This is a genomic window from Natronotalea proteinilytica (assembly GCF_055379935.1).
The window spans coordinates 2,791,817-2,805,658 of sequence record NZ_AP043947.1 but is presented as its reverse complement, the minus strand read 5'-3'; the positions used below and the strand labels follow the sequence as shown (position 1 = coordinate 2,805,658).

Annotated in this window: 8 protein-coding genes and 2 tRNA genes; 5 read left to right on the top strand and 5 right to left on the bottom strand. The window is 60.5% G+C overall.

All coding sequences use genetic code 11. The annotated features are described in order from the left end of the window. The first annotated feature begins 345 nt into the window (after window positions 1–345). The 5 genes from ACZ5AL_RS11180 (at window position 346) to ACZ5AL_RS11160 (ending at window position 7,375) form a co-directional block, all read left to right on the top strand. A tRNA-Ser gene (locus ACZ5AL_RS11180) sits at window positions 346–435 on the top strand. A 770-nt stretch (window positions 436–1,205) separates the two neighbouring features. Beyond that, window positions 1,206–2,585, top strand: a complete 1,380-nt coding sequence (locus ACZ5AL_RS11175) for a TolC family protein (RefSeq protein ID WP_464510449.1) — start codon at window positions 1,206–1,208, stop codon at window positions 2,583–2,585. 44 nt (window positions 2,586–2,629) lie between these two features. Then, window positions 2,630–3,952: an efflux RND transporter periplasmic adaptor subunit gene (locus ACZ5AL_RS11170; protein WP_464510448.1), complete on the top strand. Its 1,323-nt coding sequence runs from the start codon at window positions 2,630–2,632 to the stop codon at window positions 3,950–3,952. A gap of 31 nt (window positions 3,953–3,983) precedes the next feature. Continuing rightward, the gene (locus ACZ5AL_RS11165; RefSeq protein WP_464510447.1) at window positions 3,984–4,742 is read left to right on the top strand and encodes an ABC transporter ATP-binding protein; all 759 of its coding nucleotides are present in this window, start codon (window positions 3,984–3,986) and stop codon (window positions 4,740–4,742) included. A 584-nt stretch (window positions 4,743–5,326) separates the two neighbouring features. Next, complete coding sequence (locus ACZ5AL_RS11160; RefSeq protein WP_464510446.1) at window positions 5,327–7,375, top strand: S9 family peptidase; 2,049 nt, start codon at window positions 5,327–5,329, stop codon at window positions 7,373–7,375. Between the two features lie 331 nt (window positions 7,376–7,706). Here the strand turns inward: ACZ5AL_RS11160 and ACZ5AL_RS11155 are convergent. The 5 genes from ACZ5AL_RS11155 to ACZ5AL_RS11135 form a co-directional block, all read right to left on the bottom strand. Beyond that, a tRNA-Leu gene (locus tag ACZ5AL_RS11155) sits at window positions 7,707–7,793 on the bottom strand. 112 nt (window positions 7,794–7,905) lie between these two features. Continuing rightward, window positions 7,906–9,285 (bottom strand): dipeptidase, encoded by a 1,380-nt coding sequence (locus ACZ5AL_RS11150; RefSeq protein ID WP_464510445.1) that lies wholly within the window; start codon window positions 9,283–9,285, stop codon window positions 7,906–7,908. Between the two features lie 35 nt (window positions 9,286–9,320). After that, window positions 9,321–10,055 (bottom strand): SAM-dependent methyltransferase, encoded by a 735-nt coding sequence (locus ACZ5AL_RS11145; protein WP_464510444.1) that lies wholly within the window; start codon window positions 10,053–10,055, stop codon window positions 9,321–9,323. A gap of 84 nt (window positions 10,056–10,139) precedes the next feature. After that, window positions 10,140–12,083 carry a penicillin acylase family protein gene (locus ACZ5AL_RS11140; RefSeq protein WP_464510443.1) on the bottom strand — a complete coding sequence of 648 codons (1,944 nt, stop codon included), beginning with the start codon at window positions 12,081–12,083 and terminating at the stop codon, window positions 10,140–10,142. Window positions 12,084–12,125: 42 nt separating this feature from the next. Next, window positions 12,126–13,823, bottom strand: a complete 1,698-nt coding sequence (locus ACZ5AL_RS11135; RefSeq protein ID WP_464510442.1) for a helix-hairpin-helix domain-containing protein — start codon at window positions 13,821–13,823, stop codon at window positions 12,126–12,128. Between the last annotated feature and the right edge of the window lie 19 nt (window positions 13,824–13,842).

Here is a 13,842-nt window from a genome sequence, read left to right as displayed (position 1 = left end):
GATCTCCACCAAAAACTGTGCCTTGCTTTCCCAGATGCAGGTTGTCTGTTCCACGTCTTGCGGGTATGCTATAGGGCGTTCGTTCATAGAGCCCGTTTTGCTCGGCGCCCCTCCCTGAACGAGTTTGCCTATTGATGCCGAGTTCGTACTGGGGGGTGCGGACTCGGCATCATGTGTGTAGAGGTGTTACCTCCATACACTTCCACCCGAAGTCGAGTACTATCGATTAAGAACCAACCCATTTCCGGTCTGTGAAAATCGGTCGATCAGTGGGCAGAAACTTTGCGTATTGGGCGCCTGTTACGTAGCGTGGTGAATAGATATTGGAGTAAACAACTCCGCCCCGGAGGGGTGGCAGAGCCTGGTTGAATGCACCGGTCTTGAAAACCGGCAGGCCCTTTACGGGTCTCGGGGGTTCGAATCCCTCCCCCTCCGCACACAAAGCGTTCATATCTTTATCTGCATATCTCTGCGCATAGCCGCGCGGTCCCATCCTCCCATTCAGGCCCCTTTTGGGAGCGGTGTTTAAGGTCGATAGCCTACTGTTTATACAGAGCAGGGTTGGCGCCGGGTACCGGACGTGCCGAGCCTGCAGAGAGGGCGCTTGCGATCGACATGGCGCTGTGAGCGCAGCGAACGGGTACTCCTGGGGTGCGATCTCATGCCGTTGATTGGGTAGCTGCATCCAGCCCTGATAGCATGAGATTGCGTCGCTGCGCTCGCAATGACGAGGGTGCGGGTTTTCCTGGGTACGTTTAGACCAACCAGCCGCCCCCCTAAGATTGACGTGTGACACAGCGATGCACCAGCGGTATGACCTACGGCTCCTGCGCGTCGACACGCCTACTGAGACGCTCCAGTGGAACGCTCCATCGTCTCCAAACCACCACTCGGGCGTTACATCGGGTCGTTGCGTCGGACGCAGAGCATCGCGACGAGGGGCTCGCCTCCGGTTGTGTATAGGTCGATAGCATCCACACGTAGGACGAACAAGGCGCCTTCGTGTATAAGATTTCGTTGGAGTAGTTAGAAAGACGCTTGGTGCGGCGTCTGAAGCGGCTCATGACCTGGGCTGTAACATTGCTTTTCCCTCAGGCGTAAAGAGGCCCCAACGGCGATGCCACACCAAGGCCTCGGCCTTCGTCCGTCTGGCTTTGCCTCTGCAAACGACTCGTTTCTGTTCACACAGCCCTCTGCTTGGATTCATGCGGCAGTTTATACGTCTTCTAGTTATTTCGGTAGGCATTGCGGTTGGGATATGGGCGATGCCCACCCAGGTGCAGGCGCAAGCCTCCCCCGAAACCATCACATTCGAAGAAGCCATCACCATAGCGCTTGACGAAAACACCAACCTGCGACGAGCCATCAACACCGCGCAGCGGCAAGATGCTACCATTCGACAGCGCCAGTTTGATTTTGGCCCCAACCTAACGCTCAATAGCAGTACGACGCGCCAGTTCGGGCGTACTTTTAGCCAGGAAGAAGGCGGGTTGGTCAATGAAACAACCGATGTGTTTAATGTCAGTGCGAACTCTAGCGTAACTGTATTCGACGGTTTCAACAACATTGCTTCACTACGACAAGCTAACCACCAGGGCGAGGTAGCAGAGTTCGATGTGGAGCGGACCCGTCAAGACGTGGTCTTCACCGTCATGGAGCAGTTCATTGACCTGTCGCAGAGTAAGCAAGAGGTTGAGGTGCTTGAAGAAGATCTGCGCGTACAGCAACAACAGCTCGAGCAAATCCAAGAGTTTGTGGATGCGGGGTCACGACCGACCTCCGATCTGTTTCAAGCCGAAGCCGACGTGGCGCAGGCCGAACAGCAACTCCTTCAGGCCGAGCGCACGGTAGAGGTGAGCCGCACCGAGCTCATCCAGACGCTTCAACTCGACCCGTTTGGGTGGTACGACTTTGAGGCGCCTCCTATTGACGAGCAGGCCATGGTAGAGCGCGAGTATGAAATGGATCAGATGTTGCAGGAAGCGTTCGATCGGCGCGTTGATCTGCGGGCGGAAGAAGCCAATCTGCGTGCCAGTGAGCAAGGCGTACGCATTGCGCAATCCAATTACTGGCCTTCGCTTTCTGTTAACTTTGGATACAGCAGTAGTTGGTCTAGCACAGCCATACTTCCGGATAACCCCGACCCCTCGTTCTTCGAACTGCTCGACTCGCGCCGTGGGGGCAACATAGGGTTTTCGATTTCCTTCCCCATTTTTGATCGGCTGCAACGCCGCACCCAAACGGCCCAGGCCCGAGCCGACGTACGCCAAGCCGAGTATAATCTGCAAGATCAACAGCAACAGGTAGCCCTGCAAGTTCGACAGGCCATTCTTGATTACGAGAATGCCAAAAAGCAAGTGCAAGTCGCCGAGTCGCGACTACGTGCTGCCGAGCGGGCTCGCGAGGCTGCCGAAGAGCGCTATAACCTGGGCAGCGCCTCCATCGTGGAGCTCTCCCAGGCCACGCGTGACTTTACCGATGCGGCCAGCGAGAAAATCCAGGCCGAGTTCAACATGGTCTTTCAGCAAAAGCTGATCGAGTTCCAGGTGGGCACACTCAACCCCGAGGCCCCCCTGTTTGAGTAATTCGCTCCGTACGTTCCCTTTTTCATTCCGATAGGTTTCCTGCTATGCGACGCATCCTCTACATTATTGGTGGGATCATAGTTGTTCTCATCCTTCTTGGCACCGTAGGCCGCTTTGCCGGCTGGTTTGGCGGAGGCAGCAACGGCCTCGCCGTACAAGCAGAGGAGGCCGAGGCGCGCACCATCACCCAAACCGTAACGGCGTTTGGACGCGCCCAACCCGAGGTCGAAGTCAACATCAGTCCAGATGTGGCCGGTGAGATTGTAGAGCTGAACGTGCGTGAGGGCGACCGCGTAGAGCGCGGCGATCTGCTCGTGCGCTTGCGCCCCGACAACTACCAGGCCCAGCTAGAGCGTAACGAGGCCGACGTTGCACAGGCCCGTGCCACCTTGTCTGAGCGCGAAGCCGACTCGCTCCAGGCGCGGTTAGAGTACGACCGGCAACAACGTCTGTACGAGCGCGATGTGATCCCAGCCAGCGAGTTTGAGGCCACCGAGTCGCAGTACAAGCAAGCCGTAGCTCGTCTGCAAGCCGCGCGTTATCAAGTACAAAGCGCGATGGCTACCCTCCGCGATGCCCGCGAGCAACTCGACAAAACCAACATCTATGCGCCCATGAGCGGCACGGTGAGCAAGCTCGAAGTGGAGCTTGGCGAACGCGTTGTGGGTACCTCGCAAATGGAGGGAACCAACATGATGACCATTGCGCGCCTCGACCAAATGGAGTTAGAGGTGGATGTCAATGAGAACGATGTGGTGAATGTAAGCGACGGCGACACCGCTCGTATTGAAGTCGATTCGTATCCCGATGCATCGTTTCGTGGAGCGGTTACCGAAATCGCCAACTCGGCACGCATCAGCGGAGAGGGCACCCAGGAGCAGGTGACGAACTTTCCGGTTACCGTGCGTTTTTTGGATCCGCACAATGAAGAGCCGGAAGAGGTGCTGACTGGTCCCGACGGCGGTATTGCGAGCCCCGAAGAAGCCGTACCCGCAGACCCAATCCCCGTCATTCGTCCCGGAATGAGTGGCGCCGTGGAGATTTCCACACAGACGGTTGAGAATGCGGTGTCGGTACCCATCCAGGCGGTTACTGTGCGCGAGGTGCAAAACAGCGATGGCCAGCGCCGCGAACGCGGACGTGATAATAACATGCGCCGTGTTGTGTTTGTGGCTGAAGGCGACTCGGTGCGTATGGCCGAGGTGGCTACGGGGATTGCCGACGATGCCTATATCGAAATTAAATCGGGGATAAACGTTGGCGATCAAGTCATCACGGGGCCGTATAGTGCCATTAGCCGCGAACTGGCCGACGGCTCTCGCATCCGTATTGAAGAGCCCCGCGGCCCACGTACTGCCTCGCGCTAACTGCTCCTTCCACAACGACTTTTGCGACGCTATGGATACGTCTCCTGCCGCAGCTTCAGCCCCCGCTCCGCCTGCTGATCATCCGCTCATCGACATTCACGACCTCAAAAAGCGCTATGTGATGGGGAGTGAAGAAGTCTGGGCGCTCGATGGCATTACGCTTTCTATTGAGGAAGGCGAGTATGTGGCCATCATGGGGCCATCGGGGTCTGGCAAGTCCACATTTATGAACATGCTGGGCTGTCTGGATACGCCGACCAGCGGGAGTTACTTTCTGAATGGCGAGGATGTGAGCCAGTTCTCGGATGACGAGCTCGCCGAAATCCGCAATCGCGAGATTGGGTTTATCTTTCAGACGTTCAACCTGCTGCCCCGCGTAGATTGCCTGCGCAATGTGGAGTTGCCACTGATTTATGCCGGGGTGCGCCGCGACGAGCGTCAGCGTCGTGCTACCGAAGTGCTGCAGCAAGTCGGGCTTGGCGATCGCATCGACCACAAGCCGAATGAGCTCTCGGGCGGGCAACGCCAGCGTGTGGCCACGGCCCGGGCGTTGGTCAACACGCCATCGATCATTCTGGCTGACGAGCCCACCGGAAATCTGGATACCGAGACAGGAAACGATATCATGCAGCTCTTTGAGCAGCTTCACCGGGCGGGCAATACCCTGCTTCTCGTTACGCACGAAGAGGATATCGCCGCCCATGCTCGACGCATCCTGCGCCTCCGCGACGGCGTGTTGGAGCAAGATACCCCGGTTTCTAATCCTGCACTGGCCAACGTAGCGGTGTAGTGCTGTGTCGCGATTCCGTAGCGGTTCAATGTAATCATCGAAGCCTGCTAAACAATGTCATGCTGAACGCAGTGCAGCATCTCAACACGAGCTGACGCAGGGGATGCGTTACAGACACAGGGGGAACGTTCCAGCGTCCCCAACCCACCACTCGGTCTTTTACGTCGGATCTTCAGGTCGGACGCAGAGCGTCCATTCGCCCGTCGCGACGCAGAGGGGCCGTAGGTCCTCTGGTACATCGCGACGAGGACAGATCGGATGCAGCCCCACTCAACAGATGAGATCGCACCCCGGAGTACTCGTTCGCTAGCGCTCACAGTGCCGCGTCGGTCGCACGCTTTCGCCTCGCGATGACAATGTTGGACCCTAACATTCAGGTGTAACACAGTAATAGCAGCCAATGGATTAGCACACGTTCCCCTCCCGGTTCCCCTGTCTTTTTCATCTCGTTGCTTCTGCTCTTGTAGCATCAAGCGGAACGGGGGCACCAGGCCACGGATAGGAGAAGGCACACCGCCTCCCCAACGCCACAATAGTGTTGGAAGCGGTCCCATATATCTGTTCATCAATCTCTTCGTATCCCTATGATTCCCCCTTTGATACGCTATACGCGCCGCCTGCTGGTGGCGGTACTGGTTGTGGGGCTGTGGGCCGTGCCTGCGGAAACGACTACGGCACAGGGCCTGACCCCGCTTCAAGAAGCGATGCTGCAATCGGTAACCAGCACCACGGTAGATGCCGACGGTGACTTTATCGCGTTTATGCGCACCCAGCCCGTAGACCCGCGTGAGGAGAATGCGCCCGCCAGTCGCCATCTGTTTGTGATCGACACCGAGACCGGTGAAGAAGAGGTCGTGTACACTGAAGGTGGTGTAGGCGGACTCACGTTCCGTCCGGAGCATGGTACCCTTACGTTTCTCGCCGCGCGCGACGACGATAATGGTCGCGCCCTCTACGAAATGGACCCGGCCACGGGCGAGATGGAGCGGCTCTACGCGTTTGATCGCTCCATTGGATCCTACGAGTGGGCGCCCGATGGCGAGCGCATCGTCTTTACTGCGCAAGAAGAACTCGACGTGCCGGAGGCCGAACTGCCATACGAGCCCAACCTGTTTGAGGAAAATCAGCCCAACCGCATTGGCTTTACGGTGGATGTGACCGACGATGTCGAGGCCGCACCGCTCAACATCCAGGGCACCATCCACATCATGAGTTGGGGGCCCGATGGCGACCAGCTTGCCCTCACTGTGGCTCCGTCGCCCTCGGTCGATGACTCATTCATGTTTCAGAGCGTTGTAATTGCCGACCCCGAAACCGGCAATGTGGTGGCCGACATCAACAACGAGGGCAAGATCGCACAAATCGAGTGGAGCCCCGATGGCGAGCACCTGGCCCTGCGTGCCGCCCACAACATTCACGATCCCATCGACGGACGCATCATGGTAACGCGTGCCGAGGATGATGCCACCCCCGAGAACATCTTCCCCGAATTCGAAGGGAAGTTCGAGCAGATCGCCTGGCATGACGACGACCAGATCCACTTTCTCGCTAGCGAGAGTGTAGAGCGCTCGTTCGGCACCATCGACGCCGATGGACGCAACTTCTCGCGCATCGTTGATCCGGGGGGACCCATCCTGACCTCGTTTACGGCTACGGCCGGTGGTGATGTGGTCTTTACCGGCAACACGCCCGAGCACCCCAACGAAGTGTTCTGGCTTGAGAACGGTGCAGATACCCCCGAGCGCCTGACCACCTCCAATCCCGAGTTGGCGGATGTGGAGATGGGGGAGCAGCGCGTGGTGCGCTACACCGCCCGCGATGGTCAGTTTGACATCGAGGGCATGCTCATCCTTCCAATCGGCTATGAGGAAGGCGACCAAGTGCCACTCATCACCGTGGTGCACGGTGGGCCCGAGGCGCACTACGATAACGGCTGGCTCACCCGCTATGCCGATCCCGGACAAATGGGCGCTGCGCAAGGGTTTGCGGTGTTCTATCCGAACTACCGAGGCAGCACCGGACGCGGAATCGAATTCATTTACAGCAGCCAGGGCGACTTGGCTGGGCGTGAGTTTGATGATGTGGTCGATGGCGTCGATTATCTCATTGATCAAGGCATCGCCGACGAAGATCGGATTGGCGTAACCGGCGGGTCTTACGGCGGGTATGCTACTGCCTGGATGAGCACGTACTACTCCGAGCGCTTTGCGGCCGGCGTGATGAACGTGGGCATCAGCAACAACATCTCGAAGTGGGGCACGAGCGACATCCCCGAAGAGTTGTACTTGGTGCACTCCCGCACACGTATTTGGGATTCGTGGGTTGACAACCTGAAGCGGAGCCCGATTTACTACGTCGATCAGGCCAACACGCCGCTGCTCATTGCTCACGGCGAAGAGGATACGCGTGTGCACCCTGCACAGTCGTTGGAGCTGTACCGTCACATGAAGGTGCGTCGCCCCGATGTGCCGCTGCGGCTGGCGCTCTACCCGGATGAAGGCCACGGCTACGCCCGCTCGGCCTCTCAGATGGACTACGCCCTGCGTATGATGCGCTGGTTCGACACGTATCTCAACGGAGATGCCGACCAGCCGGTCCCCCAAGGCGCCGTTTCGCTGGACGACGCTGAATAGCGTTTCGGCTCATCATCAGTGCGATAGATCGCATGCACCCCGCCTAGAGCATTTATACGCTCGGGGCGGGGTTTTTTGTGTGGGTGTGGCTCCCAGATTGTAGGATTATCCTACCGATAATACCTCAAGGTTGATAAAGGAATGTGTTGCTGACGACCGTCAAGAGGTATGCGAGATGGCAACCACCAGGGAAGACCGCTTCCCCGTATTTTCCCCGCAGACGTGCAATTGCTCCCGGTTTGTTCGAGATTATGCGATGTGGGAAGAAACAGGAATGCCCCTGACAATCCCGTTAAACGGGCGTCAGAGGCGTTAAAGGTATGCTTTCGGTTGGTACCCAGGGGGGGACTCGAACCCCCACGTCCTCGCGGACAACGGATTTTGAATCCGTCGCGTCTACCAATTCCGCCACCCGGGCAGGTGCAGGGCTTTCGTAAACAAAATCCCCCTGCACGGTTCCGTGTCGAACGGTGCTCCATCAAGCGTTCATCTGCATGCAGTCGAGCACCCGTTTGTGGGGCTGCCCCGGACTACGGGGCCAGCCGCTTAGCCAGCTCAGGATAGTACTGGATGATCGTTTCGATGCCCTTCGCATAGCGGTCGAGGCCGAACTTCTCGTTGGGCGAGTGGATCGCATCCGATTCCAGTCCAAAGCCCATGAGTACGCTGTCGAGGCCCAGGCGCTGCTGGAAGTCGGCGATGATCGGGATGGAGCCGCCATGCCGCACAAACACCGTCTCCCGGTCGAAGGTGGTATTGAGCGCCGCAGCAGCAGCCTGCATGATGGGCTGGTCGGGTTCGACGAGCACCGGCTGTCCGCCATGCAGGCGGTCCACGGTGAGCGTCATGGTGTCGGGCACGCGGGCCTGCAGGCATGCCTCAAACGCGTCGTAGATGGCGGCGGGCTCTTGGTCGGGCACCAGACGCATCGACACCTTGGCGTGGGCGGCGGCGGGCAGCACTGTCTTGGCACCCTCGCCGGTGTATCCGCCCCAGATGCCGTTTACGTCGAGGGTGGGACGCACCGAAATGGCCTCCAGAATGCTGTATCCGTTCTCTGTGCGCGCCGTATCCAGGCCGATTTCCTTCAACCAGTGGGCTTCGTCAAACGGGAGGTTGGCGATGGTGGCACGCTCCTCGTCGGTGAGCGGGCGCACGTCGTCGTAGAAGCCGGGGATGGTGACGCGATGATCATCGTCGTGCAGGTCGGCCAGCATCTGGCTGAGTGCGTTGATCGGGTTCTCCACCGCACCGCCGTAGAGTCCGGAGTGCAGGTCGCGGTTGGGGCCTTGCAGCGTCACTTCCAGGTATGCCAGGCCGCGCAGTCCGTACACCACGGTGGGCTGTCCTTCGGCCAGCATGCTCGTGTCGGAGACGACAACCAGGTCGGCATCCAGACGGTCGGCGTACGTATCCAGCACGTCGGGCAGGTGCTTCGAGCCGACCTCCTCTTCGCCCTCGATCAGGAACGTGAGGTTAACCGGTGGCGTGGTGTCGGACTTCAGGTACGATTCGAGGGCCTTCACGTGCATCAGCATCTGGCCCTTGTCGTCGCAGGCGCCGCGCGCCACCAGATCGCCGTTCACACGGGTGGGCTCAAACGGCGGGTGATCCCACTCGTCGAGCGGATCGGGGGGCTGCACATCGTAGTGGCCGTACACGAGCACGGTGGGGGCATCGTCGTGCGGGTGGTGGGCGGCATACACGACAGGATGGCCGTCGGTGGGCCAGATCTCGACATCGGCAACGCCTAGCTCGCGAAAGTGCTCGGCCAGCCAGTTGGCCGCGGCCTGCACATCATCGGCGTGGTCGGGGTCGGTGCTTACAGAAGGGATGCGCAGCAGTGTCTCCAGATCCGACACAAAATCGGATTGATGCGCTTGGGCGTACGATACAGGAGCGTTGGACATAGGAGGGGAGGATGATCAAACAAACGGGTGAACGGTTACGCCGTGCGGCGTGCGATGAGAATGAGGCGCGGGCTGCTGGACGTATGGGGACGCCCGTCGTAGTGACCGAACGCGCGAAGCGGTTCCAGTCCTACGGAGCGGTACATCGATTCGAGGTCGGTGCGGGCATACAGACGCACCGATTCGCGGTACGTATCGGTACCGGTATCCGATGTGAGCGTGATGGTTTTGTGGATGCGTCCGTCTTCAATCCGGCGCGTTTGGCGGATGTGAACGCCGTTGCGGGTGCGGGTGTCTTCGGGCACCAGTGTATTGCGTACCTGGGGGGCATTCAGAAAGTCCTGAACGAACCAGCCGTCGGTATCCAGGGCCGTTGCCATAGCACGTAGAGCGGCTTCGTTGTCGGCATCGTTGGCGAAGTAGCCAAAGGTGGTGAACAGGTTCACCACGCCGTCGAAGCAGGCATTGCATACGGTATCGCGCATGTCGCGGACGCTGAACACGGCGGTGAGGTTGCGTGCGGCAGCTTCCTGGCGCGCCTGCCGAATGGAGGGCTCCGAAAGATCAATGCCGGTGATTCGATAGCCGCGTTCGGCTAGTCGCAACGCATGGCGCCCACGTCCGCAGCCTACATCCAGAATGCGAGCGCCGGGAACCGGTTCGACATTCGATTCGATCAGGTCGATGCACTGCCGCGCCTCTTCTTCATCGCGATGAGCGTAGACCAGCGGATAAGCATCGCTATCGAACCAGCTATCGTACCAGGGCATGGACGGGGTGTGTTAGGAGTACATGCGCGTATCGGAATTCATACACCGGCACTCATACGGAGGCTCCAGGGTCGGGTTGCAGTCTTACGAGGGCGGGCGTAGCTGAATGCGCACGCTGGGTTCGGTAGGGGGGAAGTAGGCTGTAGCTCGGGCATCCGGGCCGGCAGAAAGACGGTCGGCCAGCGTGCGGTTGGGGTCGGTGGTTCGGTACCAGGGCGGCGCAGCGGACACGGCTCCGTGTAGAGCGTAGCTGGGAGCCGGCGGTCCGCTGTGTAACGACGGTCCGGGGGCCAGCGTGCTGATGTGGCTGCGCCCAGGAACGGAGGTGTGCGGAGCCGGGTGAGCGGCATCGGGATGTATGTTGGGGGGATGCGTCTCGGGGGCGCCCCAGAGCGGGGCGCTAAGCTGGTGGGGAGCCACAGCCTCCCACCGCCACTGATACACGTCGGGGCCATGGTCGGCTGTCAACTGGGCCACCGCGCGGTCAAAGGCGCGACGGTATTGCACATCCGCAAAATAGATGGTGGTATCTAGTGCGGTGGGACTGGAACGCAAGGCTTCGATTTCGTGCCACCATTGCGTGAAGAGGCTTGCGCCAATGCTCGACGGGTTGTACACGCCCTCCCAGTTGTCGAGGAAAGACTGAGCCTCCATCGCGATTGAGTGGGTGGGCGGGTAGGTGTTGAGGGCATCGTTGAGCGGTTGGATCTGCTCGACAGCCCAGGCGCTGGTGTCGTCAACCGCCCAGCGGTGGCGTGGCGTGTTCTGGTCGATATAGGCGTGCAGCCGACCGCTCCACATAGGGCGCCACGGCGAGGCGCTCATGAGCACGCCAAGCGAGTCGCCCGCAGCCGATCGGATGGCGGTTGTGGGGGCTCCCTCAGAGGCGGACCAGGGTTCATGGGCGGTTCGCTTCAGGTGGTGACCCGCCGGGTGGGGCGGGGTGGAGACTGCAGGAAAGTGTGCATCGGGAGCGGGCGGGGCGGCCCGGTGGGGCAGCGTCAGCATCCAGGTGGAATCGGCCAGCGTGGAGTCGCGGGCGATGTCGTCTGGCGTGGCGTCAAAGAAGCGCCCGGTGGCGGTGTGCGTGATGGACACGAGGGTTTCGTGTCCGGCATGCGTCTGGATGCGCTCTGTACGGGGGGACGGCGTAGCGGGGGTGCGCTGCCAGGTGGCTGTATCGGCAGGCAGGGTCAGGTGGTCGGTCGATTCGGTGTGGTGGGCCAGCATCCAGCGGGTGCCCGGCACGGTGGCGCTCCAGGCGGTGCCGTGGGGGGTGGTATGGGCTACGGGCATCACAAACGGATCAGGGGTGTCGCCGTAGGTGAGCCGGTAGCCGAGCGCGGTGGAGTCGGGGTGATTGTGATGGGGAAGGGCCCAGGCCATGCTGTGGGTGAAGCCGTGCAGTCGCATCCACGCGCGAAAGTCGGCATCCACCTCGCGAAAGTGCTGCATGGTGGATGTAGGATGCGGCGGCAGGTCGGGCACTGCGGTAGTGAGCCACGTAAGCATGTGCTCCACCGCGAGCGTATGCCAGGGCGCCCACGGCTCGGGCTCCAGATTTAGGGCGACCAGGGCAGGGTGTTGACGTACGTGATCGGAGGTGAGGGCGGTGTTAACCCCGTCGGCATAAGCAGAGAGCCAGCGATACGCTTCATCAGAGAGCGTGTCGGCTCGTGATTCGGCATCGGCGGTCCAGCCCATCTGACGTGCGTGGCGATCGAGCCCAAGTGCGTCATCGGGCAGCCATTCAGTGAGTTGGCCGCGTGCAGCCTGGCGCCACAGCACCATCGTCCAGCCATGCCGCATGCCATGAGCCACCCCCAGCGCGCGGGCGGCATCTCCGTCCGAATTGGCGTTGAGCTGCACCACCGGCGAGTCGGGGGACCACGCCACCGTGGCCGGGGCTGATTGACCGGGAAGCGTTACCTTAGAGGGCGGATCGGGGGGCGTGATATGCGTCCACCAGAGCCCGACCACGAACGCGCCAAACAGCACAAAAAGAGTCAGTTGGGCAAGTCGGTACACAGGCAGAGCGTGTGGGGCACGAAAAGGATATGCATCCGTCGGTTAGGCCGATGCCGCTGCGGGAGTACGGTGCTGCAGCCACTCGGTGAATGCATCGAGCGACTTGGCGTTCAGGCACTGATCGGGCGTAAGGCCGCCTTTGCGCGCCGCGGCTACGCCCCAGCGTACATTGTCGAGCTCGCCGGTGGCGTGGGCATCCGGATTGATTGCAATCAGCACGCCCTGCTCCACTGCGTAGCGCACCCAGCGCCAGTCCAGATCGAGCCGGTACGGATTGGCGTTCAGTTCGATAGCGACGTTGTGGGCCGCACAGGCGTCGATCACCGCCTCATGGTCGATGGGGTAGCCCTCGCGCACCAGCAGCAGGCGTCCGGTGGGATGGCCCAGAATCGTGGTCGCCGGATGCGATACCGCACGGATCACTCGTTCGGTGGCCTCCTCGGTGGTCATCGAAAAGCCCGAGTGCACGCTGGCCACCACCAGATCGAAGGTCGCCAGCACCTCGTCGTCATAGTCGAGCGAGCCGTCGTTTAGGATGTCGCTTTCGATGCCTTTGAAGATGCGGAATCCGTCGTACGTGCTGTTCAGCGCATCAATCGCCTCGTGCTGCCGCCGCACCGCCTCGGGCGACAGTCCGCTGGCCACCGTCAGCGATTGGCTGTGGTCGCAAATGCCAAGGTACTCCAGACCGCGTTCACGGGCGGCATCGGCCATCGCTTCGAGCGTGTGCGCACCGTCGCTGTACGTGGTGTGGTTGTGGAGCGAGCCCCGCAGATCGCTGGGTGTCAGGAGCGGCTCGGGAAGGGGGCCGGATAGCGCATCAGTCCACACCTCTTCGCGTAATTCAGGGGGATGTGCAGGCAGGGAAAGCGCCTCGAACAGAGCGGTCTCTGATGACACTTCAGGAAGCGGCGCCCCGAACTGCTCCATCACCGCCGTGCGATACGCTTCCGAGCCCGTGTGGTACCATGTCGCAGTACCCAGTGCAGCGGCCGTTGTGCAGTGAATGGCCACGGGAAAGCCATCGGGCAGTGTGGTGGATACGGTTTGCTGCACATGCGGCGGCGCGTTGGTATCGTCGATAGCAGCATCGTATCCAGCCTCTTCAAGTGCGGCCTGAATCGAGGCGGCATCGGCGGTGGTGAGAAGGACGATGCGCTTTAGCGTTGGGCATGTGCGCCGGAATGCTCCGACAATGCGGACCGGAGCCTCGGTAGACTGGTCTAGCGCATCACGCAGTGCATGTACCGGCGCGTACACATCGGCGTAGCGGCGTTGGGTGTCGTAGCGGCGGAGCGCCTGTACGTGCTTCAAGATGTTGGACTCGGTTTTGGCTCCGAATCCGCTAAGCGTTTGAATCTGATTTGTTTGGGCAGCCGATTCGAGGTCATCGAGCGAGGTGATGTCGAGTTCCTCCCAGAGGCGGCGTACGCGTTTGGTGCCAAGGCCTTTTACGCGCAGCACATCGAGCAGGCCGGGGGGCACAGCGTTCAGCAGGTCATCGCGCAGCGCAAACGAACCGCGCTCGTACAGATCGTTCAGATCGGCAGCCAGTCCGTCACCAATGCCGTCGATATCGGTCAGCGTGCCCGCCTCGATGTGCGTGGTAACCGGAGCCTCCAAATCACGCAGCGTACGTGCGGCTCCGCTGAAGGCACGCGCTCGAAACGCGTTGCCACCAGTAAGTTCAATGAGCTGGGCGGTTTCTTTGAGGACCGATGCAACCTCTTTGTTGGTCATAGTAACGGAGCCAGACAGG